Source organism: Bradyrhizobium sp. WSM3983 (genome assembly GCF_000473045.1).
In the GTDB taxonomy this organism is placed as follows: Bacteria; Pseudomonadota; Alphaproteobacteria; order Rhizobiales; family Xanthobacteraceae; genus Bradyrhizobium.
Genome location: NZ_AXAY01000001.1, coordinates 316963 through 342037 on the forward strand (window position 1 = coordinate 316963; position 25075 = coordinate 342037).

General features: G+C 62.4%; 22 protein-coding genes. 9 read left to right on the forward strand and 13 right to left on the reverse strand.

Going from position 1 to position 25075, the window contains the following annotated elements; all coding sequences use genetic code 11:
• Positions 1-18: 18 nt before the first annotated feature.
• Positions 19-1122, reverse strand: a complete 1104-nt coding sequence (locus YUA_RS0101490; RefSeq protein WP_027529043.1) for an extensin family protein — start codon at positions 1120-1122, stop codon at positions 19-21.
• Between the two features lie 65 nt (positions 1123-1187).
• On the opposite strand from YUA_RS0101490, the gene YUA_RS0101495 reads away from it, so the two are divergent.
• Positions 1188-2816, forward strand: a complete 1629-nt coding sequence (locus YUA_RS0101495) for a fatty-acid--CoA ligase (protein WP_027529044.1) — start codon at positions 1188-1190, stop codon at positions 2814-2816.
• Positions 2817-2984: 168 nt separating this feature from the next.
• Complete coding sequence (locus tag YUA_RS0101500) at positions 2985-3839, forward strand: DUF1499 domain-containing protein (RefSeq protein ID WP_027529045.1); 855 nt, start codon at positions 2985-2987, stop codon at positions 3837-3839.
• Positions 3840-3973: 134 nt separating this feature from the next.
• Here the strand turns inward: YUA_RS0101500 and YUA_RS0101505 are convergent, their stop codons facing one another.
• The 4 genes from YUA_RS0101505 to YUA_RS0101520 all read right to left on the reverse strand — a co-directional run bounded on the left by YUA_RS0101505 (position 3974) and on the right by YUA_RS0101520 (position 9414).
• The gene (locus YUA_RS0101505; RefSeq protein ID WP_027529046.1) at positions 3974-4891 is read right to left on the reverse strand and encodes an MBL fold metallo-hydrolase; all 918 of its coding nucleotides are present in this window, start codon (positions 4889-4891) and stop codon (positions 3974-3976) included.
• Positions 4892-5056: 165 nt separating this feature from the next.
• Entirely contained in the window at positions 5057-6271 is a 1215-nt protein-coding gene (locus tag YUA_RS0101510; protein ID WP_027529047.1) for an acyl-CoA dehydrogenase, read from the reverse strand.
• A gap of 140 nt (positions 6272-6411) precedes the next feature.
• Complete coding sequence (gene ribB / locus YUA_RS0101515) at positions 6412-7488, reverse strand: 3,4-dihydroxy-2-butanone-4-phosphate synthase (RefSeq protein WP_027529048.1); 1077 nt, start codon at positions 7486-7488, stop codon at positions 6412-6414.
• Positions 7489-7689: 201 nt separating this feature from the next.
• Positions 7690-9414 (reverse strand): cation:proton antiporter, encoded by a 1725-nt coding sequence (locus YUA_RS0101520; protein WP_027529049.1) that lies wholly within the window; start codon positions 9412-9414, stop codon positions 7690-7692.
• A gap of 67 nt (positions 9415-9481) precedes the next feature.
• Between YUA_RS0101520 and YUA_RS0101525 the strand changes: the two genes are divergently transcribed.
• Both YUA_RS0101525 and YUA_RS0101530 read left to right on the forward strand, forming a co-directional pair.
• On the forward strand, positions 9482-10009 hold the full coding sequence (locus tag YUA_RS0101525) for a DUF3124 domain-containing protein (RefSeq protein ID WP_027529050.1): 528 nt from the start codon (positions 9482-9484) through the stop codon (positions 10007-10009).
• An 85-nt stretch (positions 10010-10094) separates the two neighbouring features.
• Positions 10095-11327 carry a PLP-dependent aminotransferase family protein gene (locus YUA_RS0101530; RefSeq protein WP_027529051.1) on the forward strand — a complete coding sequence of 411 codons (1233 nt, stop codon included), beginning with the start codon at positions 10095-10097 and terminating at the stop codon, positions 11325-11327.
• A 7-nt stretch (positions 11328-11334) separates the two neighbouring features.
• On the opposite strand, the gene YUA_RS0101535 is transcribed toward YUA_RS0101530, so the two are convergent.
• Positions 11335-11607 carry a helix-turn-helix domain-containing protein gene (locus YUA_RS0101535; protein WP_027529052.1) on the reverse strand — a complete coding sequence of 91 codons (273 nt, stop codon included), beginning with the start codon at positions 11605-11607 and terminating at the stop codon, positions 11335-11337.
• A 157-nt stretch (positions 11608-11764) separates the two neighbouring features.
• On the opposite strand from YUA_RS0101535, the gene YUA_RS0101540 reads away from it, so the two are divergent.
• Complete coding sequence (locus tag YUA_RS0101540; RefSeq protein ID WP_035970299.1) at positions 11765-12217, forward strand: hypothetical protein; 453 nt, start codon at positions 11765-11767, stop codon at positions 12215-12217.
• Positions 12218-12323: 106 nt separating this feature from the next.
• Entirely contained in the window at positions 12324-12545 is a 222-nt protein-coding gene (locus YUA_RS0101545) for a hypothetical protein (protein ID WP_027529054.1), read from the forward strand.
• 60 nt (positions 12546-12605) lie between these two features.
• Here YUA_RS0101545 and YUA_RS0101550 read toward each other — a convergent pair whose 3' ends face one another.
• Complete coding sequence (locus tag YUA_RS0101550; protein ID WP_027529055.1) at positions 12606-13424, reverse strand: aldo/keto reductase; 819 nt, start codon at positions 13422-13424, stop codon at positions 12606-12608.
• Positions 13425-13916: 492 nt separating this feature from the next.
• Between YUA_RS0101550 and YUA_RS0101555 the strand changes: the two genes are divergently transcribed.
• Positions 13917-15617 carry a hypothetical protein gene (locus YUA_RS0101555; RefSeq protein WP_027529056.1) on the forward strand — a complete coding sequence of 567 codons (1701 nt, stop codon included), beginning with the start codon at positions 13917-13919 and terminating at the stop codon, positions 15615-15617.
• Positions 15614-17329, forward strand: coding sequence for a hypothetical protein (locus YUA_RS0101560; protein WP_027529057.1), 1716 nt, complete (start codon positions 15614-15616; stop codon positions 17327-17329). Before YUA_RS0101555 ends, YUA_RS0101560 begins: the two co-directional genes overlap by 4 nt.
• A gap of 148 nt (positions 17330-17477) precedes the next feature.
• Here YUA_RS0101560 and YUA_RS0101565 read toward each other — a convergent pair whose 3' ends face one another.
• The 4 genes from YUA_RS0101565 to YUA_RS0101580 all read right to left on the reverse strand — a co-directional run bounded on the left by YUA_RS0101565 (position 17478) and on the right by YUA_RS0101580 (position 21494).
• The gene (locus YUA_RS0101565; protein ID WP_027529058.1) at positions 17478-19043 is read right to left on the reverse strand and encodes an alkaline phosphatase; all 1566 of its coding nucleotides are present in this window, start codon (positions 19041-19043) and stop codon (positions 17478-17480) included.
• 118 nt (positions 19044-19161) lie between these two features.
• The gene (locus tag YUA_RS0101570; RefSeq protein WP_027529059.1) at positions 19162-19581 is read right to left on the reverse strand and encodes a hypothetical protein; all 420 of its coding nucleotides are present in this window, start codon (positions 19579-19581) and stop codon (positions 19162-19164) included.
• 108 nt (positions 19582-19689) lie between these two features.
• Positions 19690-20691, reverse strand: a complete 1002-nt coding sequence (locus YUA_RS0101575) for a nitronate monooxygenase family protein (protein WP_027529060.1) — start codon at positions 20689-20691, stop codon at positions 19690-19692.
• A gap of 65 nt (positions 20692-20756) precedes the next feature.
• Positions 20757-21494 (reverse strand): SDR family oxidoreductase, encoded by a 738-nt coding sequence (locus YUA_RS0101580; RefSeq protein WP_027529061.1) that lies wholly within the window; start codon positions 21492-21494, stop codon positions 20757-20759.
• 163 nt (positions 21495-21657) lie between these two features.
• On the opposite strand from YUA_RS0101580, the gene YUA_RS0101585 reads away from it, so the two are divergent.
• Positions 21658-22128, forward strand: coding sequence for a helix-turn-helix domain-containing protein (locus tag YUA_RS0101585; RefSeq protein WP_027529062.1), 471 nt, complete (start codon positions 21658-21660; stop codon positions 22126-22128).
• A gap of 18 nt (positions 22129-22146) precedes the next feature.
• Here the strand turns inward: YUA_RS0101585 and YUA_RS0101590 are convergent, their stop codons facing one another.
• Complete coding sequence (locus tag YUA_RS0101590) at positions 22147-23766, reverse strand: DHA2 family efflux MFS transporter permease subunit (protein WP_027529063.1); 1620 nt, start codon at positions 23764-23766, stop codon at positions 22147-22149.
• Positions 23763-24917 carry an HlyD family secretion protein gene (locus YUA_RS0101595; protein ID WP_027529064.1) on the reverse strand — a complete coding sequence of 385 codons (1155 nt, stop codon included), beginning with the start codon at positions 24915-24917 and terminating at the stop codon, positions 23763-23765. The genes YUA_RS0101590 and YUA_RS0101595 overlap by 4 nt, the downstream gene beginning before the upstream one ends.
• Positions 24918-25075: the final 158 nt, after the last annotated feature.

The window sequence follows — 25075 nt, forward strand, 5'->3', positions numbered from 1 at the left end:
TTTTGAAAAGCGCCGGTCTCACCGGCGCTTTTTTGTTGCCGGCTTGTTCGTGCCAGAGCCGGCCGCCGGCTTGTCCGGCGCCGCGGCAGGTTTCGCGCTCTCCTGCTCGTCAGCGCCATCCTTAGCCCCATCCTTGGCGCCATCCTTGGCGCCCTCCGACTTGGCTGCGACCTCGCGGGGCGGCGCCTCCTCGGGGCGCTCGGCCGGCAGCAGGGGCGCGACCTGGGGCAAGGGGTCCCAGACGTTCCACTGGCAGATCCGGTAGTCGTTGCGCCGCTGCGCCAGATCAAGGTGGATGTGGTCCTCATGGTACCAGTCCGAGCCCGGACCGAGCACTGTGGAAAAGCGCGAACAGACCGAATGCAGCACGCGCTCGCGCACGTCGCGCGACAGCGTGCGGTCGGTCAGGCCGATCGACTGCCCGTTGGCAAGCTTGAGCGAGCGCACGTCGAGCGCGTTGGCCTTGGCGTGCTCGGACAGCATCCCGCCGACAATGCGATTGCGGCCGCGGCACTCAAAACTGTCGAAATTGTCGAGGTCGGTGATGGTCGAGCCGAGGCTCGTGGCCAGCGGCACCATGTCGGTGCGCACCCAATCGGCGATCGCTGACGCCATGGTGCAGCGAAGGATCGCCGCCGGCTTGACCGCGACCTTGCGCTTGTCCGGCAGCACGATGGCCTCCAGCCGCACCAGATCCTCGCCGCCGCAGGCGCCGGGACCGTGGATATCGGGAATGGATGGCGCGACGGCGATCTCCTGGGTCAGCGCGATGCGGCAGGCCGAGAGCTGCTTCTCGGGAGGCGGCACAGCCTCGGCCGGCTTGTTCGCGGCGGGCTTATCCGGGGAAGGCTTGCCGTCGGCCTCCGGCGCGGCCTCGTCCGCTGCCTTGGGGGCGTCCTCGGGGCGAGGCTTTGGTAGCGGTATCCTGGTGGAATGAGCACTTCCGCGCGGCCGTGGTGTACCAAGACCAAAGATATCGAGCGGCGCAGCATAGTTTCGCGCCTCCGCCCGATCCCCGAGCACAACCGTTAGTCCGAGCACAGCGGTAACCATTGCCGCGCGGGCAGACATATTGCCGCGACAAGACCATTTGCGGCGAAAGTCCGGCAGGCTAAAACTCATCACAATTCTTTGGCCCTGCGCTGAGAGCGATAACGCGCCCAGCGACCACTCGGAGGAACGTCTGAATGCTCGGTTTGATGCAAGATTGGCCCCTGCTCTGCCACCGGATCATCGAACACGCCGCCAAGATTCATGGCAAGCAGGAGGTTGTCACGCGGTCGGTCGAGGGACCGATCCATCGCACCACCTACGCCGAAATCCACAGGCGTGCGCTCAAGGTCTCGCAGATGCTGGAGCGCGACGGCATCAAGCTCGGCGACCGCGTCGCAACGATCGCCTGGAACACATGGCGTCATCTCGAAGTCTGGTACGGCATCATGGGCATCGGCGCCATCTGCCATACCGTCAATCCCCGCCTTTTCCCCGAGCAGATCGCCTGGATCATCAACCATGCGCAGGATCGCATCGTGATGGTCGACCTGACCTTCGTGCCCGTGCTGGAAAAGCTCGCCGACAGGCTGCCAAGCGTCGAACGGTACGTCATCCTCACCGACAAGGCGCATATGCCCGAGACCACGTTGAATAACGTCGTGGCCTACGAGGACTGGATCGCCGAGGCCGACGGCAAATTCGAATGGAAGGACTTTGACGAGAACACGGCGGCCGCGATGTGCTACACGTCCGGCACCACGGGCGACCCGAAGGGTGTGCTGTATTCGCATCGCTCCAACGTGCTGCACGCGCTGATGGCCAATAATGTCGACGCGCTCGGCACCAGCGCCTCGGAGACGATGCTGCCGGTGGTTCCGCTGTTCCATGCCAACAGCTGGGGCATCGCCTTCTCCGCGCCCTCGCAGGGCACCAAGCTTGTGATGCCAGGTCCCAAGCTCGACGGCGCCTCGGTCTACGAGCTGCTCTCCACCGAGAAAGTGACGCACACCGCCGGCGTGCCGACGGTGTGGCTGATGCTGCTTCAGCACATGACCGCCAATAATCTGAAGCTGCCCGACCTGAAGATGGTGATCTGCGGCGGCTCGGCGATGCCGCGCTCCATGATCAAGGCCTTCCTCGACATGGGCTCGAACGTCCGCCACGCCTGGGGCATGACCGAGATGAGCCCGATCGGCAGCGTCTCGGCACTCAAGCCGCCGTTCCAGAACGCGACCGGCGATGCGCGCCTCGACGTCCTGCAGATGCAGGGCTATGCGCCCTTCGCAGTCGAGATGAAGATCACCGACGATGCCGGCAAGGAACTGCCCTGGGACGGCAAGACCTTTGGCCGCCTCAAGGTCTCCGGCCCCGCCGTCGCCAGGGCCTACTTCCACATCGACGCGAGCATCCTCGATGAGGAGGGATTCTTCGACACCGGCGACGTCGCGACCATCGACGAAGACGGCTACATGCGGATCACCGACCGCTCCAAGGACGTGATCAAGTCCGGCGGCGAGTGGATCTCCTCGATCGACCTCGAGAACCTAGCGGTCGGCCATCCGGCCGTGGCGGAGGCCGCCGTGATCGGCGTCTTCCATCCCAAATGGGATGAGCGGCCGCTGCTGATCGTGCAGCTCAAGCAGGGCCAGCAAGCCACGCGCGACGACATCCTGAAGTACATGGACGGCAAGATCGCCAAATGGTGGATGCCCGACGACGTCGCCTTCGTCGACGGCATCCCGCATACCGCGACCGGCAAGATCCTGAAGACCGCGCTGCGCGACCAGTTCAAGGAGTATCGCTTCCCGAACGCGGCAGCCTAGCTGCCTCACACATCGTTCCGGGGGCGGTGCCAACGGCGTCGCCCCTGGAAATGACGGGCAGTAACAACCCGGACTCCCTTGAATTTGCCTCCGGACCGTGGTCTCAACGGCTCATCGTCGCGCCAAATCGGCCGGCACCGCCCCAAAGATCCCGGCAGAGCTCACCCGATGGCCCGCAGGTTTTCCGCTCCCTATCAGTCGGAGCCCGTGTCCAGCCTCGCGAGCTGGGCGCGCAACCTGGCCGTGTTCGCGGTGGTGGCGGTGGTGGTATCGATCATCATCGTCCGCTTCGACTTCCTGGAGATGAAGCCGGCGCTGGCGACCTTCTTTGGCGGCCTCGGGATCGCGGCGCTCTCGATCCTGTTCGGGCTCGCCGGCTTTGCCGCGATCTGGCAGAACGGCTCGCGAGGCATGGCGCGCATCCTGCTCGCTTTCCTGATCGACGGGGCGATCCTCGCCTATCCGGCTTATCAAGGCCTGCAATATCGCAAGTTGCCGGCGATCCACGACATCACCACCGACCCGATCGACCCGCCGCGCTTCGACGCGCTGTCGCGCCTGCGCACCGGCGACGGCACCAACACCGCTGTTTATGCCGGCCTCTATTCGGCCGAGCAGCAGCGCCAGTTCTATCCCGACATCGAGCCGATCGAGCTTGAGATCCCGGTCGACCGCGCCTATGCAATCGCGCGCCAGCTCGTCATCAAACGCAAATGGACCGTCATCGACGAACGCGAGCCGCAACCGCCGCGCCGCATGGGCCGCATCGAGGCAGTCGCGCGCACGCCGATCATGGGCTTTCGCGAGGACATCTCGATCAGGGTCGTGCCTGACGGCGACGATTCCCGCGTCGATATCCGCTCCGCCTCGCGCTATTTCGAGAGCGATCTCGGCAGCAACGCCGCGCGCGTGACGAAATTCATCGACGAGCTCAACACCGCAGCCGACGCGGATGCGCTGAAGCCAGTGAAGAAGACCCCGGTGGCGCCGCCGAAGGCGCCGGCGAAGACAGTGAAGAAATAGCACTCTGTCATTCCGGGGCGCGCGTCAGCGCGAGCTATGATGCGCAATTGCGCATCTGAGAATCCATCAAGCCGCTGAGTTGGTGGATCAATGGATTCCGGGTTCGCCGCTTGGCGGCGCCCCGGAATGACGAGCTACGCCATCCGGTACGTCCCGCCAATCACGGGATCGCCGTCCGTCGCGACGACACCGCGTGCGACGAGGTCTTCCAGATGCGCCAGCACGGAGTAGCCCGCAGCCGTCGTCAGCCGCGGATCGATGCCGATATAGATCGCGCGCACCATGGTCGGGATATCCGTCTCGCCCTTGGCGAGGCGGTGCAGGATCGAGGCCTCGCGCGCCTTGCGGTGGCGGATCAGGAAACGCACGAAACGCTGGCCTTCCGGGATCTCCGGGCCGTGGCCGGAGAAATACAGATCCTCTTCGCGCGCATCGAGCCGGTCGAGCGATTCCATGTAGTCGATCATCGAGCCGTCGGGCGGCGCCACGATCGAGGTCGACCAGCCCATGACGTGATCGCCGACGAAGTTGAACTTTCGCTCGGGCCAGGCGAAAGCAAGATGGTTGGCGGTGTGGCCTGGCGTGGCCACGGCCTCGAGCCGCCAGCCGGCGCCCTCGACGACGTCGCCATGGGCAATCCTGACGTCGGGCGCGAAGTCGCGGTCGGCGCCTGATTCCGGATTGTGCTTCTCGCTCTCGAAGCGCGGGCGCGAGGCGCGGTGCGGGCCCTCGGCATAAACAAGCGCGCCGGTCGCCTGCTTGATGCGCGGCGTATTGGGCGAGTGGTCGCGGTGGGTGTGGGTGACGAAGATATGGCTCACCGTCTCGCCGCGCACGGCGTCGAGCAGTGCTGCCGCATGGGCCTCATCGTCCGGACCGGGATCGATGATCGCGACGCTGCCGGTACCTACGATATAGCTGACGGTACCAGTGAAGGTGAACGGGCTCGGATTGTTACAGAGCACCCGCCGCACGCCGGGGCGGACTTCCTCGACGACGCCAGCTTTGAGCGGAAAATTGCGGTTGAACGGGACGTCGTCGTTGTCGGACATGGCACTTCCCTGCGTACTGCTACCCCCAACCCTCGCCGTCATACCCCGCGAAAGCGGGGTATCCAGTACGCCGTGGCGGCGATGGCGAAGGCGAGGTCTCTGGAATACTGGATCGCCCGCCCCAGTGCGCAATTGCGCACAAGGCGGGCGATGACAGCTGAACCCTCAGAAGAACGCCTGAATGCCCGTGATCGCGCGGCCCAGGATCAGGGCGTGGACGTCGTGGGTGCCCTCGTAGGTGTTGACCGTCTCGAGGTTATGGACGTGGCGCATGACGTGGTACTCGGCCGAGATGCCGTTGCCGCCGTGCATGTCGCGCGCGACGCGGGCGATGTCGAGCGCCTTGCCGCAATTGTTGCGCTTCATGATCGAGATCATCTCGGGCGCAAACTTGCCCTCGTCCATCAGGCGGCCGACGCGCAACGAGCCCTGGAGGCCGAGCGCGATCTCGGTTTCCATGTCGGCCAGCTTCTTCTGCACCAGCTGGGTCGCGGCGAGCGGCTTGCCGAACTGCTTGCGGTCGAGCGTGTACTGGCGGGCGCGATGCATGCAGTCCTCGGCAGCGCCGAGCGCACCCCAGGAGATGCCGTAGCGGGCGCGGTTGAGGCAGCCGAACGGGCCCTTGAGGCCGGAGACGTTGGGCAGCAGCGCGCTTTCCGGCACTACGACACCGTCCATCACGACCTCGCCGGTGATCGAGGCGCGAAGCGAGAGCTTGCCACCGATCTTCGGCGCGGAGAGGCCCTTCATGCCCTTCTCCAGCACGAAGCCGCGGATCTGGTTGTCGTGCTCGGCCGATTTGGCCCAGACCACGAATACGTCAGCGATCGGCGCGTTCGAAATCCACATCTTGCTGCCGGTCAGGCGATAGCCGTCGGAGACCTTCTCGGCACGGGTCTTCATGCCGGCCGGGTCGGAGCCGGCGTCGGGCTCGGTCAGGCCGAAGCAGCCGACCCACTCGCCGCTGGCGAGCTTCGGCAGATATTTCTTGCGCTGGTTCTCGTCGCCATAGGCGTAGATCGGGTACATCACCAGCGAGGACTGCACCGAGTTCATCGAACGATAGCCGGAATCGACCCGCTCGATCTCGCGCGCGACCAGGCCGTAAGCCACGTAGCTCGCATTGGCGCAGCCATATTCCTCCGGCAGCGTGATGCCGATGAGGCCGAGCTCGCCCATCTCGTTGAAGATCTCGCGATCGGTATTCTCTTCCAGATAGGCCTTGGTGACACGCGGCATCAGCTTGTCCTGGGCGTAGGCGCGCGCCGTGTCGCGCACCATGCGCTCGTCTTCGGTCAGCTGCTCATCGAGCAGGAACGGATCGTCCCACTGGAAGGAAGCCGCAGCCGGCTTGTCCTTGGTCTGAGGGCGCACGCTCATGAAACGTCCTTTCGGGTCTGGTTCCGTCTAAAAATTGCCCGACAAATTAATGCGCCGCGGCAACAAGTGCAAATGCGTTGCAGATGTACGGGTCTGCGTGAATCCCGGGGATGCGCATCGCGCGTCCCGGAATGACAGCGCTAGCTTTCGAGCTGCTCGTTGGCGACGATCTCGATCCCGAAGCCCGAGAGGCCCTTGTAGTCATGCACCGACGAGGTGAGATGGCGGATCGAGGTGACGCCGAGATCGCGCAGGATCTGCGCACCGACGCCGACTTCGCGCCACTGGCGGTTGCGGTCGGCTTCCGTCGCGCTCTCATCAGGCAGCGGGGCGACAGGGACACCGGCCGCGCCATCGCGCAGATAGACCAGCACGCCGCGACCGGACTTCTTGAAGTGCTCGAGCACGGCCGCCATGCGCTTGTGGCCGGTAAAGGTGTCCTTGACGATGTTCGGCTTGTGGAAGCGCGTCAGCACGTTCTTGCCGTCGCCGACGCCATTGTAGACGAAGGCGACATGGGCGATGGAATCGAACGGAGAACGGTAGGCATAGCCCTGGAGCGGCCCGATCGGACTTTCGGTGGTGAAGGTCGAGACCCGCTCGATCAGCTTTTCGCGCGCCTGGCGATAGGCGATCATGTCGGCGATGGTGACATGCTTGAGCTTGTGCTTGACGGCGAACTGGGCGACCTGCTCACCCTTCATCACGCTGCCGTCGTCGTTCATCAACTCGCTGATGACGCCGACCGGCGGCAGGCCGGAGAGCTTGCATAGATCGACCGCGGCCTCCGTATGGCCGGAGCGCAGGAGCACGCCGCCGTCCTTGGCGATCAGCGGGAAGATGTGGCCCGGCCGGGCGAAGTCGTTGGCGCCGGCATTGGGGTTGGACAGCGCGCGGCAGCAGGAGGCGCGCTCCTCGGCCGAGATGCCGGTGCCGCCGTCGGGCTTGTAGTCGATCGAGACCGTGAAGGCTGTGGTGTGGGCGGAATCATTGTGGGCGACCATCGGATCGAGCCGCAGCCGGCGCGCGTCCTCGGCGGTAACAGGCGCGCAGACGATGCCTGAGGTGTGGCGGATGATGAAGGCCATCTTTTCCGCCGTGCAGAATGAGGCGGCGACGATCAGATCGCCCTCGCCCTCGCGATCTTCGTCGTCGGTCACGACGACGAGCTCGCCTCGGGCAAAGGCCTGCAAGACTTCCTGAACGGTATCGGGCATTTCCCAATCTCTATCGGTTATGAGCCTGAGGCTTAGCGGACGCCTTAGCCGGACGCCTTAGCTGGACTTGGGCCCAAGCGCTAGTGTCCTGGATGCAACCGCATATTCCGGGTAGCGGGCCCGTTGAGGGCTTTCCGGCTTGCACCGAAGATACCAGCGATATAAGCGTGCCCGGCCCGGACGGAAGACGGCCGACAGCTGTCAGGGCAGCACTTCGCGCCGCTCACCGAGCCGAGCATCGAGCTCGGCACGCTTGTCGGCCAACAGGCCGGCCTGGGCGGCCTCGATCGCCGTAAACAATTCATGGGCGTCGCTGAGCCGGGTCACGGTGACGTAGCTGGCGCCGGCCGCATAGAGCTCGGCGACGTCGGACAGGAGATCGGCCGTAGCGACGATCAGGGCGTTGGGGTTGAGGGTGCGGACGTGGCGGATCAGCTTCTCGTTGCTGGCGCCTTTCAACAGCGCGTCCGGCACGCTGAGGATGATCATCTCGGACTTGCCGATTCCGGCATGGAGCAGCGTGTCGGCGCTGCTGATGTCGCCATAGATCACGTGCAGGCCACGCGAAAGCAGGGTCCGGTACACATTGGGGTTGAAGTCGATGACCGTGATCTGCTCCAGCAGCACCGGGGCCTGCCGTTCGATCTCGGCCAGCAGCGCGCTCGCCGCGCGGAAAAAGCCGAGGATGACGATGCGGCGCGCCTCGCCGTGGCCGCCCTCGTGCCCCTCCTCGGCGTGGCCGTGATCGAGATCGCGCAAGCCGATCCGCTTGAGGGGGCCGATGGCCCAGCGGGTGATCTCGTCGCTACGCGTCATGACGAAGGTCGAGAGCACGGCCAGCACCACGAAGGCGAAGGATGCAGCATTCGCCGTCTCGGCCGCGATGTGGTGATCGGCGACGCCGGTCTGGATCACCACCAGCGAGAACTCGGAAATCTGCGCCAGATTGATCGCGGGCAGCAGGCTCGCGCGCAGGCCCTGCTTCATCAGATAGAGCGGCGCGAAGGTCGTGACGAGGCGGCTGACAACGGTAAAGGCGGCGATCATCAGCGCCAGCCCAATCACTGAGAGGCCGGGCACGGGAATGGTCATACCCAGCGCGACGAAGAACAGCGTGATGAAGAAGTCGCGGAGCGTCGTGACCTTGGCCGTGACATCGAGCGCGTAAGGGAAGGTCGAGAGCGAGACGCCTGCGATCAGGGCGCCCATCTCGCGGGAGAGCGAGAGCTGCTCCGCGGTCTCGGCGACGAGAAAGCACCAAGCCAGCGCGCCGAGCAGGATCAGCTCGGGTCGACGGGCGATCTGGTGGAACAGCCGCGGCAACACATAGCGGCTGACCAGCAGCGCGGCCGCCACCAGCACCGCGACGCGACCGATCGAGAGCAGGATAACGCCGATCTGCAGGTTGGCGAGACTCGGCTGCACCGCGAGGAACAGGATGGCAAAGATGTCCTGGAGCACCAGCACGCCGAGCGTGATGCGGCCGGGCAAGGTGTCGAGCTCGCGCTTCTCGTAGAGCACCTTGACGATGATCACGGTGCTGGAGAGCGCGCAGGCGATGCAGAGATAGAGCGCATCAAAATGGCCGCCGCCGAGCGACAAGCCTAGCGCAGCGAAGAACAGGATTCCGAGCAGGCAACCGCCGAGCAGCTGGCCGCCGGCCGCGAACAGGATCACCTTGCCCGCCCGCACGATCTTCTTCAGGTCGATCTCGAGCCCGATCATGAACAGCATGAAGATCAGGCCGAGCTCGGAGATGACGCTGATCGACTCCTGCGACTTGACCCAGCCGGCGCCGAATGGACCTATGCAGAAGCCAGCGATAAGGTAAGCCAGGATCAGCGGTTGCCGGGAGAAATGGGCGAGCAGGCCCAGCATCCAGGCAAACAGGATACAGAGAGTGATGTCGCGAATGAGCTCGTGCATGCCAGATGGGCCCGTTTCGTCGCACCCTAGAGACCGAGTGCAGCGCGGCAAGCGAGCAATTCGTCACATGCGGGAGGGCCTTGCCGCTGCAATGCTGCTATGCCCACTCGCTTTCGCCGGACCGGCGGCCGCGCAGCCCAAAGTAAACCTTGAACAGACCGTCGCCGATTCGCTCACGGCGCTGCCCAAGGAGGAACTCGCCGTCTCCGGCGGCTTCTACGTGCCGGCCTATTCCAGCGTGGCAATGAGCCAGGGCAAGCTGCGGGTCGATTTTTCGGTCACGCTGAGCGTCCACAACGCTTCTGAGACCCAACCGCTGGTGGTTCGGCGCATCGCCTATTTCGACACCGCGGGCAAGCAGGTCGAGAGCTATCTGAAGGCACCGGTTGCCGTGAAGCCGCTCGCCACCATCTCGATCTTCATTCCGACCGACGATGTGCGCGGCGGGACTGGCGCCAATTTCATCGTCGACTGGGCCGCCACGGGCGAGATCGCCGAGCCGGTGGTCGAGGCCTTGATGGTTGGCGGCGTTGCCAATGCGCACTACGCTTTCATCAGCCAGGGCCGTCCGACCAGGACGGCCGGAAAAAGATAAGGCCGTCCGACCGGGACGGCCGGCAAGAAGTAAGGCAGGCCGGTACCAAGCCGGCCGCTCAACAAAAACAACGAGGAACGCTCCCATGACGTCCAGCTTCGATTTCGCGCCCCTGTTTCCCGCAGGGCTGCCGGCCCCCTCTGCGCGCTGGACGGGCCTCGCCAAATACAGCTTTGTCGGCGGCAACAACGATTCCGAGCAGGTGCCGCTCGACGAGTTGATCGAGGCCGCCAATCAGGCGCTGCAGCGCGAGGGCCGGTCGCTTGCCACCTACGGGCTGGCGCACGGCCCCCAAGGTTACTTGCCGCTGCGCGAATTCCTGGTGACAAAACTGGAGCGCGATGCCGGCATCAGCTGCACGGTCGACGATCTCATGATCGTCTCCGGCTCGCTCCAGGCGCTCGACCTCGTCAACAACACGCTGCTGGCGCGCGGCGATACCGTGATCGTCGAGCAGGAGACGTATCAGGGATCGCTGCAGCGGCTGACGCGGCTGGGCGTCAACACCATCGGCATTCCACTCGACGACGACGGCATGCGCATGGACGCGCTGGCCTCGACGCTGGCCGACCTGAAGAGCCGCGGCATCCGGCCGAAATACATCTACACCATCCCGACCGTGCAGAATCCGACCGGCAGCATCATGCCGGAGACACGCCGTGTCGAATTGCTGCGGCTGTCGGCCGAATATGGCGTGCCCGTCTTCGAGGACGATTGCTATGCCGATCTCGTTTGGTCGGGGCAACGGCCGCCCGCGATCCACGCCTTGAGCAAAAATGGTGGCGTGATCCATATCGGCTCGTTCTCGAAGTCGATCGCACCGGCGCTGCGCGTCGGCTTCATCGTCGCGCCCTGGGATGTGATGTCGCGGATGCTGGCGCTGAAGACGGATGCGGGCTCCGGCGCACTGGAGCAGATGGTGCTCGCGACCTTTTGCCGGCCGCATTTCGCAAGCCATGTGCCAGCCCTGACGAAAACACTGCGCACCAAGCTCGACACGCTGATGGAGGCCCTCAACGAGCAGTTCGGGACCGCGGCCGAATTCGAGGAGCCCAAGGGCGGCATCTTCCTCTGGGTGAAGCTGCCCGACCAGGTCGATACGCTGAAGCTCTATCAGGCTGCGCTCGCCGCCGGTGTCTCGATCAATCCCGGACCGGAATGGTCGACGAACAAAGGCCAGTCAGGCTCGCGCCTGCGGCTGTGCTTTGCGAGCCCTTCGCATCAGCAGATCCGCGAAGGCGTCGCCGTGCTGGCCGAGGTCTGCCGCAAGGAGTTCGGCGTGCCGGCCCGCAGCGCCAATGTGGAGAAGCGCGCTTGAAGTTCGGTTAGGCCGCCTGGGGTTGGCTGCCGTGGATTGCGGAGGCCAGCCGCAGCAACAGGACGATCGAGACGTTGCCCTTGCCGGCCTCGATCTGGGCGATGTAGCGCTCCGAAATCCCGGAGCGGCGGGCCAGCTCCCGGCGCGACAGTTCGCAACGCGCGCGCGAGGACCGCAGGCGCTCGCCCAGCTCGGCCAGAAACGCGCTCTCGGAATAAGGCGGCACGGCACAGCTCCCCGGCAGCACCTCGCCCGCGAAATCCATGACTTGATTCAGCATTGCTCTCACCAATTTCGCCTTCGGGAGCGCCATCCTACGCCCGAAACAGGCGGCCTCATTGACGCGGATCAAATTCGCGCGCGAATGGCCGCCGCCGTGGATGATCGCGCGCGGGATGCTACACTTTGGAATTGTTCGAGGCGGGGCTTTTCAAGACATGACGCGTTGTTTGAGCCGCTGGATGACGGCGGCGGTGCTGTGGATTGCGTTGACGTCCCTGGCGCGGGCCGAGACGCTCGCGGCGACCGTCGAGCAATGGGGTTTGCTCGGCTCGTGGGCGGTCGATTGCGCGGTTCGGCCCGACCGCGACAAGGGCGCATTGCTGACTTACGAAATCCGGAAGGACGGCCGGGTGATCTACCGGCGCAATTTCGGCGAGGCTAAGGACGAGAATGAGGTGGTGTCCGCCACGGTCAACGCCGAAGGCCTGCTCAATGTGATGGTGTACTTCCCGTCGCTGCAGCAGACGCGCGAGTTCGGCCTGCTGCTCTCAGAGCAAGGGAGCCTGCGCGCCATGTACAATCGCAGCGAGCGCGGCGAGTACACGATCAGGGACGGCAAATACGTCAAGACCGGCGCGCCGACACCTCCGCAGCAACGCTGCGATTAGCGATCGTTCTGATCCTGAATATCCATTCAGAATTCTCTTCTCCCTTCCTCCGGAACGTTCGCGCGTATGCGCCGTTCTCAATTGCATTACGTTGGAGGAGGACATCATGAAGAAGCTCGGTTATGTCGTTGCCGCTCTGGGTGCGCTCGCAGTTGCGGCGCCGACGCTGGCAAGTGCTGAGACTGTGGTGATCAAGCACGGTCATCACGGCCCGTACGGCGCCCGCGCCGAATTCCGCGAGCACCGCGACAATGGCTGGCATCGCGGCTGGCACCATCACGACCGCGTCGTTGTGGTCAAGCGCGGTCATCGTCATATGGACTACTAATGCGCAACGCAACATGGAGATGGCCCCTCGCGGGGCCATTGCTCTGCGTTCTTTCTTCGCCTAGTCCCAAGCCGGTGCAAAGCCCGGATTGACGCAACGCCTGTCTCTCGGCAGCGCTGCGATCTTCTTGCGGTCGGCATCATCCAACTTGATCTTCAGCGCGTCCAGATTGGCTTGCTGGCTCTCGCGACGTGATGCTTTCGGGATCGCGGCGACACCATCCTGGTCGAGCAGCCATTTCAGCGCCACTTGCGCGGCACTCGCGTTGTGCTTCGCGCCGATCTCGGCGAGCACCGGATCCGAGGCAATACGCCCCTGGGCGAGCGGGCAATAGGCGACAAGCGGGATCGATTTTGCGTTGAGATAGGCCAGCACCTTCGATTGATCCAGCATCGCGTGATATTCGATCTGATTGCAGGCGATCGGTGCCTTGACGTCCTCGACTGCGATCTTGAGCAACACCGTGGTAAAATTGGCAACGCCGATCGCCCGCGTGCGCCCCTCTTCCTTCAGCTTCATCAGGGTCTCGAACACCGCGCCCCAGTTCGCCGACTTCGACGGCCAGTGCACGAGGTAGAGATCGACGTGGTCGAGCCTCAGCTTCTCCAGACTGGCATCGAAGGCGCGGCGGATCGCGTCCGGCGCAAGATTTTCGTGCCAGACCTTTGTCGTGACGTGCAGCTCACCACGCGGAACGGAAGCGGCCGTGAGCGCAGCGCCGATGGCCTCCTCGTTGGCATACATTTCGGCGGTATCGATGTGGCGATAACCGATCGACAGCGCGCTCTCGACCGCGGCGCGGCAGGCATCGCCCTGCATGCGGAAGGTGCCGAGGCCGAGCTTGGGCATGCTGATGCCCTGTGTTTTCAGATTGTCCATTGAACAGGCTCCTGAGTATTTCAGCCGCCGAACACGCGGTGGGGCCGCGAGGACAGACTCTTCGGTGATGGAAAAGAGGTGGCGGGAACGAGCACTATAGCGCGGGAGACGCGAGGCGGCCAATCAAGATCGGGTTAGGTGCTTCCTCATCGTCATGCCCGGGCTTGTCCCGCCTGCGCGGCCGAAGCCGCTTCGGCGCGGCGAAGGCCCGGGCATCCCCGTTCTTCAGAGCGCGGGGAAAGGCGTGGATGGCCGGGTCAAGCCAAGCAGGGCGCGCAGGTTGGCAACGCTAATCGAGAAGTGGCAACGGGCGTGCGATCGGCACGACATCGCGGTTATGGCGTCGACCAAGCGAGCAATTGAAGCGTTCGGGTCGAGCCGGCATTGCCGCAATGCGGCAAAGAAGGCAACTAGTGGGGGATAACGGGCCTATACACGTTTGCGTGCTTGGGTAGCGAAACGTCCCAACTCATACTCTGGCGTTAACAAACCATGGCTTACGCACCCGTTCCATCTGCTGAACAAATAGTCGACCTCTACGGCACGGGAGAGTTAGCCGCGGAGCTTGCCCGCTATCACGAGGACAGCGAAGAGCTGTTTATTCAGCGATGCGTCGAACTACATAACGAGAAGAAAATCAATCTCGTTGAACTTCCCCCGCAACCCGGTTTCAAAAAAATTACCGGCCACGACTTTTTCACAGCTCAACACTTTTACTGTGAAGCCATACCAAAGCTCGATGCCGATGTCGTCGCACTCATGGAGTGCTGCCAATCGCTAATCGAACAGGCAGGCGCGGACGGTGCTGCGGGTCAGCCGAATGAAGCATTTCGGCTATGGTGCCAAAATAATCCCGCGGAAGGCGCGCGAGTGATTAGCAAGGCCCGCGAAGGCGATAACCTAGCGAAACGATTTGTCACATTTGCCCTGCAAGCCTCGGCAAATATGGAGACCGCGGCAGATTTTGTGCAGTCGTATGACGATGAGCGTCGACTGTTCGGGATGGCAGCATTGGGACGTATGCCCATGGCTGACGCATCCAAAGCACACCAAGCGACACAAGTACTGGAGCCTTTTCTGGTTGCGGTAGACGATGACAATCTCCGCGCAAACGCACTGTTCGCCGCGTTTGATGTGCTCAAGAAGTATAATGATGTTGACAAGGCGAGCAACTTTATCGAAGCCGCAACGGATAAGCCGGGGCCCGCAACGTTGCATGCGTTAGCTCAAATCATTTGGCTCCACCACAAGCTGATGACTTCACAGACGATCGAGAAGGCGCTGACTGCGTTACAGGCGATCCAATCTGATCACAAAGGCACGCTTCGAGCGCTTGATATCGGACTGAACCAGTTGCTTGCTGGTGGTAATCGCGCTGCTGTCATAGATTTTCTGACGACAACGCTTCGCAACGACAAAATAACACTAGAAGATTTTCCGACGACGACTGGCGAGCTAAAGCGAAGTGATCGTCGTCGCCTCTACGAAATCATCGTGCGATGGTTCCTCTCTGGCAGTCATGCACTGTGTGACAACGTTGGGAATCTCATAGAGTTTGAGGATAAGAACACGTTTGACGCCAGCATCGTCGTCCCCTCTGAATTGACGGCAGCGCATCAAGCCTTCTTGTGTCGTAAAGCGATTGGCATTCTATTCACGCGCCCTGTAACCTGCTGCTCGATCCTTGTTTCCGTGCTTCGAGGTGGTGATAAAGAGGTCATAGAAGAGGTTGTCGACTTGCTATTCGAGCCCATGCTCGTGAACTATAGCGGCAAAGCACTTGACTACCTCAAGACGATAGCAGTCGAGGACCCAGCTTACGCCAGCGTCCAGACTGCTTTAGATCGTCATCGGGCGTACCTTGCCGGCCTTGAAAAGCCAGGATTAATCAAAGAGCTACACCCTTCCGATTATCAACGCGACGTCGTGCGGCAACGTACATACGATGAAATGCGTGCCGCGCAGAAATCGGCTGAGCAAGAGTCCGTGCTGCTTAGCGTCGTACATCGATCTACCTTGCTTTATGGCAAGCGATCACTCACCTATGTCTTTGACGACGATGGCGGCCGTCGAGCAGTATCGCTCGATCTACATTCTGTCGGCGTGTCATTCGAAATGCCCCGCCAAGACGTGCTCGATCCGGTAGGCCTGGATTTCATGCTCCGCGTTTTTCGCGTGGAGAAGATACAATGAAATTGTTGTTTCGCAGTTACTTGGCTTCTTTGAGGGAGCGCGGCGAGCTAGACGCAATCCTGCCGGACTTGCTCAGCGAGCTTGGATACCACGTTTATTCTAGACCGCAGCGCGGGACCGCGCAGGCAGGGGTAGACATTGCCGCCGTGGGATTAGATGACGACGGTAAGAAGAAGGTCTTTCTATTCTCCGTAAAGCAGGGCGACTTGACTCGGCAGTCGTGGAATGACGGCAGCGCTCAAGCGCTTCGTCCGTCTCTCGATGAGATACTGGATAATTACATTCCAAACAGAATTCCCAAGAGGTACCAGAAGCTCAAAATCGTTATCTGTTTGGTCTTTGGCGGCGACATGCAAGAGCAGGTGCGGGGTACTGTCAACGGATACACAAGGCGAAACTCAAACAAGAAGGTCTCGTTCGATGAATGGAACGGGGACAAGCTAGCCGGCCTTCTACTTCAGGGGGTGCTGCGTGAAGAGATAATGCCCAAAGCCCTTCGATCGCACTTTCAGAAGTCGGTTGCCCTTGTGGACGAGCCAGACATTGCATACCGTCATTTCTCGCGCTTGGTGCGCGAGCTGACCGGCCTAGCCAATAGCGACAAAGCAAAGATAAGGATTGCTCGACAGCTCTACATTGCTACTTGGGTTTTGTTCGTTTGGGCGCGCGACATCGGGAACGTCGAAGCCGCATATCAGGCCAGTGAACTTCTTCTGTTGACCCTTTGGGACTTGGTTCGGCCCTTCATAGGTAAGAAGCGCAGCGCCGCTGGCAAAGCCATAACGTTGGTCCTGCACTACGCAATACAGATGCATCTCGCGATAGCGTCGGAGTTGGTTGAGCGGAAGATATTGCCCCATGTTGGAATACAAGATGGGATCGCAATGGCAGTCCAAGGCCGATCATCCGCCGACATAAACCTCAAGCTGTTTGATACTCTCGGCCGCATCGCCTTGACAGGACTGTGGGTTCATTGGCTTGTCGAACGATACACAGACGAGAACGCACGCGCAGAGGCCAGACTGAAAATAGCTCAATTTACCGAAATGGGCTTTAAACTAATCAATAATAACAGGACGCTTTTTCTTCCCCTGCAAGATCAACACGGGGTTGAAGTGGCGATGTTTTTGCTTTTTGTCACGGCAGTCAACGGTAATCGGCACGATGCCCATGCTTGGCTACGCGAGATGGTCAACCGCCTTTCGTACAGCATCCGAACGCACGGGAAGTATCCCTGTGTTTTTCTTGATTACCGCGCTCTCGTCGCTCACCCGAGGGAAAGGACGGAAGAATATCGTAAAGAAGCAACCGCGGGATCGATCCTGATCCCCATCTTGGAGGCCTTCCTATCAGCATTGGAAAGCAAAGAGGCACTGGAAAAGCTGCTTGATCTGAAGGCGAAAGAACTGGCGCACTGCACACTTCAAGTATGGCTGCCCGACGCTTCCAGCGAGGAAAATCTGTACAACGGAAAGCACGACCACGGTCTTACATTGACTGATTTGCCACTGTCCTCAACAGGTAACGAGCTCGTCAGCTTGATAAAGAATGCGTGCGATCAGACAGAGGGATATGGCTCCCTGTCTGCTATTGTGACTGGGTATTGGCCTATCATCATCACTGCCTGTCGCCACCGCAGAATGCCCATACCGCCGCAGATGCGGATTGATATGGTCTACGATCCGTCGATCGAGACCGAGAATAAAGGATAATTCCGGTTCGCGGTGTTCTCACCTGCGCAAGCACGGCATTTAGACTAGGACAATCCCGTTATTGACAGTTTTGTCCACTTGCTGTGGCTCGCTACCGGGAGTCGACGGTCTCAAGCCCGGCCATCACGAAAGCGAGACTGTCTATCTCTCACGAATGTTGCGCGACCATAGCCGAGCGCGCCTGCGGCTGCGGCACGATATCGACGGACCAGAGATCGCGGTTATCGAGGTCTTTCAAGGTCACCGTCATCACGCCGCTGGTGCCGTCAATGTCGACGCGACCGAAGAACTGCAGGCCGAAGCAGGGCGCGAGGTTCTCGCCCTGGGCTTCGCTGCAGCCATTCCGGTACGTCGGCACGGGGCCAAAGGTGTTGTCGAGCTCGCCGGGGCCCCAGGTGCCGGCATGCAGGGGGCCCGAGACGAACTCCCAGAACGGCTCGAAATCACTGAACTGCGCCTTGTTCGGATCGTAGTAGTGCGCGGCGGTGTAGTGCATGTCGGCAGTGAGCCAGACAATGTTGCGGACACCCGCGCGCTTGATTGAGGCCAGCAGATCGGCGATCTCGTGCTCGCGCCGGTCAGGTGGGCCGTCGCCGAGCGCGACGGCATCGAGGCTGATCAGGCCGATCGGCAGGTCGGCCGCGATCACCTTCCAGGTCGCGCGCGAAGCGGCGAGCTCCCTCTTCAACCACGCGAGCTGCTCGGCGCCAAGAATCCAGCCGCGATGGTCGACGCCCTTGTTCCAGGTCTCGTCGCGATAGCTGCGCATGTCGATCATGAAGACGTCGAGCAGCGGGCCGTAGGCGATCTTGCGATAGACCCGGCCCTGCCGCGCGCCGACATCCCGGATCGGCATGAAATCGAAAAAGGCGCGACGGGCGCGCGCGACCAGGCGCGGCGTGCCGTCGTCCTCGTAGCCGGCGTCGTCATAGCTGCCGGTCGGCGACCAGTCATTGGTGACCTCGTGATCGTCCCACTGCGCGAACATCGGCACCTCGGCGTGAAAGGCGCGGAAGTTCTCGTCGAGATGGTTGTATTTGTAGTTGCCGCGGAATTGCGCCAGAGTGTGCGCGACTTCCGCCTTTTCCTCGGTCACCAGATTGCGCCAGAGATCGCCATCCGGCAGCTTCTGCTCGGACGGGATGGTGCAGTCGGCATAGATATGGTCGCCGGAATGGATGAAGAAGTCCGGACGGTTGTCGAGCATGGTGCGATAGCTGCGATAGCCGCCGCGGGAGATGTCGATGCCCCAGCCCTGTCCCGCGACGTCGCCTGACCACAGGAACGAGATCGACTGGCCTGCGGCCGGCGCGGTGCGGAAATGGCCGACGCGGCTTTCGCCGGCGATGCCGGTGGCGATGTCGTCGAAGCGCACGCGATAGAAGATGTCCTGCCCGGGCGGCAGATCGTCGAGCTGCAGCTTTGCAGTGAAGTCTGCGTCCGGCAGCGCGTCACGCGAAGCTGAGGCAATGATCGTTCTGAAGCTCTCGACGGTCGAGTATTCCACCTGCATCCGCGCGGGCCGGTCGGCGCGCGCCCAGATCACGGCCGAGCCATCCGAGACGTCACCGGACTGGATGCCGCCCGCGATCTGCGGGCGATCGGCGGCACGGCTGATGCGAGGCTTTGCAAGCGAGGCGATGGCGAGAGAGGACGTGGAGCGAACCAGGAACTGCCGCCGGGTCCATGCGCGCGAAGCGCGGAGCGTTGCCATTCAAGAGACTTTCGTCGAATCGCGACGAAAGGTGCCTGCGCTCGTTGACTCCCAGCTTACGGTTTTTTGACTCCACGCCTACGGTTTTGCGACGCGGAGGTGACGGTCTCGGACCGGGTCAGTGCTTCCAGTTGCAGATGCCGCCGGAACGACACGGCCAGGTCTGGATGCGAGTGTCCATCGCCTGCGCGTTCAGCGGATTGCCATGACGATGCGCGAGCTTGGTGCGGGCTGCGCCCCGCGGCTGCGCACTCTTCGTGTGAGCGACCTTCGGCTCGGCGACGTGTACGCGTTCGGCCGCGACCTTCTTCGGCACGTCGATGGGCTCAGCACGAACTCGCGCCTCGTTGCCGCCCTTCGCCTCCAGCGCGACCGGCGCGAATTGCGTCTCGGGCCCGAGCCGCTTCGGCGACAGTACGGCCTTGGAGAGATCGAGACCGAGATATTCGTCAGGCTTGTAGTCGTCAGCGCGTGCGATGCCGCCCCACGCGAGCACGAGGGCAACAGCAACTCCAAAAGGAACGCTTTTCAGGACCACGGACGCCTCCTGAAATTGATGAGTTAAGGAGTAATTTACTCCTATCTAATAGGCGTCGCGCGCATTTCCAGCCGTCAAATACGGCCGTGGTTAAGAAGTTTGGCAGTGTCAGGCGACCTTTCGCGTCGCACCCGTCCCATCCAGGAACCCCATCAGCCGGCTGCGGATGATTTGTTCCGCCTCGGTCATGATACGATCGACGAGTTCCTTGCAGGAGGGGATGTCGTGGATGAGCCCTGCAACCATGCCGCAGCTCCAGGCGCCGGCATCCATCTGCCCGTCCAGCATGATCTTGGGATAGACGCCCGCAACCTGATCATGGATGTCGTCGATGGCCAGCTTGGCGCCCTTCTCGCGCTCGATCTCGAGCAGGCGGTCGACATTGGCGTTCTTCAGGACGCGCTCGGTGTTGCGCAGGGCACGCATGATCAGACGGGTGTCGAGCTCGGTCGCTGCGACCAGCGCGTTCTTCACGTTCTGATGGACAGGTGCTTCCTTGGTCGCGATGAAACGCGTGCCCATGTTCATGCCCGCCGCGCCCAGCGACAGGGCCGCGACGAGGCTGCGCCCATCGGCCATGCCGCCGGAGGCCACGAACGGGATCTTCAATTCCTCCGCCGCGCGCGGCAGCAGGATCATGTTGGGGATGTCATCCTCGCCGGGATGGCCGCCGCACTCAAAGCCGTCGACGCTGACGGCGTCGCAGCCGATCCGCTCGGCCTTCAGCGAATGACGCACCGAGGTGCATTTGTGGATCACCTTGATGCCGGCCGCCTTCAGCGCAGACATGTATGCTTCCGGGCTGCGGCCCGCCGTCTCCACCGCCTTGATGCCGCCCTCGACGATGGCTGCGATGTATTCCGGATAAGGCGGCGCCGCGAAGGTCGGCAGGAAGGTGAGGTTCACGCCGAACGGCTTGTCGGTCATGTCACGGCAATGCGCGATTTCCTTGGCCAACAGCTCCGGTGTCTTCTGCGTGAGACCGGTGATGATGCCGAGCCCGCCGGCATTGGAGACGGCAGCCGCCAGCTCGGCAAAGCCGACGAAATGCATGCCGCCCTGGACGATGGGGTGCTCGATGCCGAACAGTTCGGTGATCGCGGTCTTCACTCAAGTACCTCCCGGAATTTTTGCCTGGTGTCGGATTCAGTCTAGCTGGACTTTTTTCGCGACGGTCACCATTTCTCGCCGAACGGGCGGATCTCCATCTCGAAGGTCCAGGCGCTCTTCGGCTGCTGGTAGAGCTGCCAGTAGGAATCGGCGACAGCCGAAGGCGGCATCAGAAGATCGGGATTGTCGAGCGCATTCGACCCGAGCGCCTCGAGCCGGCGTTGCCGCACCCATTCAGTGTCGACGCCGGAATCGATGATGAGATGGGCGACGTGGATGTTCTTCGGCCCGAGCTCGCGCGCCATCGCCTGCGCCACCGCACGCAGCCCGAACTTGGCGCTGGCAAAGGCCGCAAAGCCGCTGCCGCCGCGCAAGGACGCCGTCGCGCCGGTGAAGAAGATCTTGCCGCCACCGCGCAGCAGCATCAGCCTCGCCGCCTCGCGTCCTGCGAGGAAGCCGGAATAGCAGGCCATCTCCCAGACCTTGCGAAACACGCGCTCGGTGGTGTCGAGGATCGGGAAATTGACGTTGGCGCCGACGTTGAAGATGCAGACCTCCAGTGGCGCATGCTTGTCGGCATCGTTGAGGAAGGAGACGATCTCCTCCTCCTTCCGCGCGTCGAGCGAGCGGGCGTGGATCTCGCCGCCCGCGGCTTCGATGTCCTTCACCAGCGGCGCGAGCTTGTCGCCGTTGCGGCGGCCCGCATAGATCGAAAAGCCTTCGGCGGCGAATTTCCTGGCAATCTCGGAGCCGATGAAATCGCCAGCCCCGATCACGGCGGCGGTCGCGTTTCGTTTGGGCAAGGTCGCCTCCTCAGGTGAGAGCATGTGATTGGGCCTGAGGCTATAGTTCTAAAATAGAACTGTCAAATTGAGGGAACGAATGCTAGGCTGCGCTACAAATTGCACTGATCATTCAAGTCAGTTCCTTTTTCTGACGGACTAAGCCTGAGCCGGAGACCAAACCATGAAGTGGGACACGCTGGACGAGGAGCCCTGCTCGCTCTCCCGCACCGTCGCCGTCGTAGGCGACCGCTGGACGCTCTTGATCCTGCGCGAATGTTTTCTGCGCGTGCGCCGCTTCGAGGCGTTTCAGTCCTCGCTCCAGATCACGCGACATCTGCTCTCGGAGCGTCTGAAGAAGCTGGTCCGCTTCGGCATCCTGCGCCGCGTCCCCTATTCCGAGGCGCCGAAGCGCTACGAATACATTCTCACGCAAAAGGGGCTCGACCTCTATCCGATCATCATGGCGATGGTGCATTGGGGCGATACCCACATGGGCGACGAGCGCGGCCGCCCGCTGCTGCACGAGCACAAGAATTGCGGCAAGCTGTTCGATCCGGTGATGGTGTGCTCGGAATGCGGCGAGCCCCTGCATCCGAAGCAGGTGCATGTGCATGTAGGCCCGGGACGGCCCAAGGCGATAGCTGCGGGGTAAGCGACGAAGGCTGCGCCCTCAATGCCCCCGCGCCGGCGCGTGCAAGTCGACTGGCCGCAGCACGGCAGCGATCGGGATCAACAGCATGGCGACGATCGCAAGCGTCCAGAACACGTCGATATAGGCGAGGAAGGTGACCTGCTGCTGCAACGTTTGGCCGACCCAGGCCGTTGCCTGGGAAGCCGCGTCCGTCGCGTTGGAGCCCTGGGCCTCAAAGAAGCGCGTCATCGCGTCGATGCTCTGCTGGTAGCCGAGATCGGACGGCGCGACATGCTCGATCAGCCGGCTCTGATGGAATTGCTGGCGTTGTGCCAACATCGTCTGCGACAGCGCCACCCCCATCGAGCCGCCGATATTGCGTCCGACATTGATCAGGGCGGAGGCTTGGTTGGTTTGCTCGGGCGGCACGCCGTCATAGGACGCCGTCGTCACCGGCAGAAACAGGAAGGGAAGACCGATCGCGAGATAGATGCGCGAGAGCGCGGCGTAGCCATAGGAAATGTCTCCGGTCAGGCCGGTCAGATGCCACATGGAAAGTCCAGCGACCGCGGCGCCGAACATGATGAGGTATTTCGGTTGCACGATCCCGACCAACTGTCCCACGACCGGCATCAACATCATTGTCGCGATGCCGCCGGGCGATAGCGCGAGGCCGGCGAGCATTGCGGTGTAGCCGAGCTCTGTCTGCAACAACTGCGGCAACAACTGAGTTGTCGCGATCAGCACCGCAAAGGTGCCGAGCATCACCAGAAAGCATGAGCCGAATTGGCGCTTGCCGAGCAGGCGGATATCGACGATGGGATCATCGCGCGACAATTCCCACGGGATCAACGCGAGCAGGCAGAAGGCAGCCAGCAACGCAAAGCACAGGATCATATTGGACCCGAACCAGTCGTTGCGCTGGCCTTCATCGAGCACGAATTCGAGCGAGCCGAGCCCGACCGCAATCAGGATGAACCCGACATAGTCGACACGAAGGCCCCTGCTGAGCAGCTTTTCCCTTTCCTCTTCGGCACCTGACGGCTCCTTCACCAGGGTGCCGACGAGAAGCAGCGAGAGCAGTCCCATCGGCACGTTGATCAGGAACACCCAGTGCCAGGAATAGGTATCGGTGATCCAGCCGCCCAGCGTCGGGCCGATCACCGGGGCGACCACCACGGCCACACCGTAGATGGCGAACGCTTGACCCCGCTTCTGCGGCGGAAAGGAGTCCGCCAAAATCGCCTGCTCGCTGGTCGCCATGCCACCACCGCCGAGACCTTGCAGGATGCGGAACAGCACCAACGATTGCAAACTCCAGGCAAGACCGCACAACAGCGAAGCGAGCGAGAAGGTCGCCACGCACATCATGTAGAAGCGCTTGCGGCCGAGCACGGTCGACAGCCAGCCCGAGATCGACAGCACGACGGCATTGGCGACGAGATAGCTCGTGATGACATAAGTGCTCTCGTCGATGCCGACGGCGAGCCCGCCGGCGATGTGGCGCAGCGCGACATTGGCGATGGTGGTGTCGAGTACCTCCATGAAGGTCGCGATCGAGACCACGAAGGCGATGAGGTAGGGATTATGCCCGCCGGCTGCCGAACGCTCCGGCGACCAGCCTCCGGCAGATGCGCCGCCTTGCGCGACGTCCGTCATCGCACTTTGGTCCAGGGCACGACCGACATCCCGGGACCAACAGGCAGATCAGCCGGCCAATTGTCGACCACGATCTTCACCGGCACGCGCTGCACCACCTTGACGTAGTTGCCAGTGGCATTCTCCGCCGGCAGCAGGCTGAAGGCGGTGCCGGAGCCCGGCTGCACGGAATCGACGTGGCCGGTCAGCTTGCGTCCGGGATAAGCATCGATGCGAATCTCGACCGGCTGGCCCGGCCGCATATCGTTCAGTTGCGTTTCCTTGTAGTTGGCGACGATCCAGACATCGTCGGGTACGAACATCATCAGGCTCTGCCCCGCGGTCACGAACGTGCCCTTGGCACCCGAGAGCTTGACGACGCGGCCCGACTGCGCAGCAACGACGCTGGTGTATTGCAGGTTCAGCCTGGCCTGATCGAGTTGCGCCTGCGACTGCTCCAGTTGCGCCTTGGCACCCTCGAGCTGGGCCTGCAGCGTCTTGATGCCGACCTGCGCGGCTATCACCGCGGTCTTGGCGCGCTCGGTGTTGGCCTGCTGGGCCTGAAGATCGGAGCGGGTCTGCTGCTGGCGCTGCACAGTGCCGGCGCCCTTCTCGACAAGATCTTCCGCGCGATTGAACTCTTCCTGCGAGAATTGGAGTTGCGCCTGTGCCTGATCGAGCTGCGCCTGCGCCTGCTTGATCTGCTCCTGCTGGGAGACGATCTGCGCCTCGACATTTGCGATGTTGGCCTTGGAGACCTCGACCTGCGCCGCGGCCTGATCGACGGCGATGCGATAGTCGCGCTCGTCGATCTTGGCGAGGAGATCACCGGCGTTGACATGCTGGTTATCCGTGACCGGGACATCAGTCACGTAGCCGCCGACTTTCGAGGCCACGGAAAAGCTGCGCGCCGCGACGAAGGCGTCGTCGGTGGATTCATAGTGGCGGACCTCGAGCCAATAGAGCAGACCGCCGACCAGCGCTGCGATCAGCACGACGACGCCGACGGTCGCGAGCAGCCAGTGCTCGGCGAGCCGCTCGCGCAGCGACGGCGCCGGCTTCTTCGATTGGTCCTTGGCTTCGCCGGTCTGATCAGGAGAAGTCTTTGGAGCTTCCTTCGCCCTCTGCGGTTGCTCCGCAGACGGCTCACGCTCCCGTGTCTGAGCATCCACAGTGAATACCTTTCTCGGCACGAAATCGGCAGCAGAGCCGGCACCGGTGCCGCGAGCCCAACCGCGTCGCCAAAGCATGGTTCCGGATTCTGGAGAGCACCGCTGCTATTCGTGATTGCATTGCCCAAAAACGAAGCGCGGCACTTGACGTGCCGCGC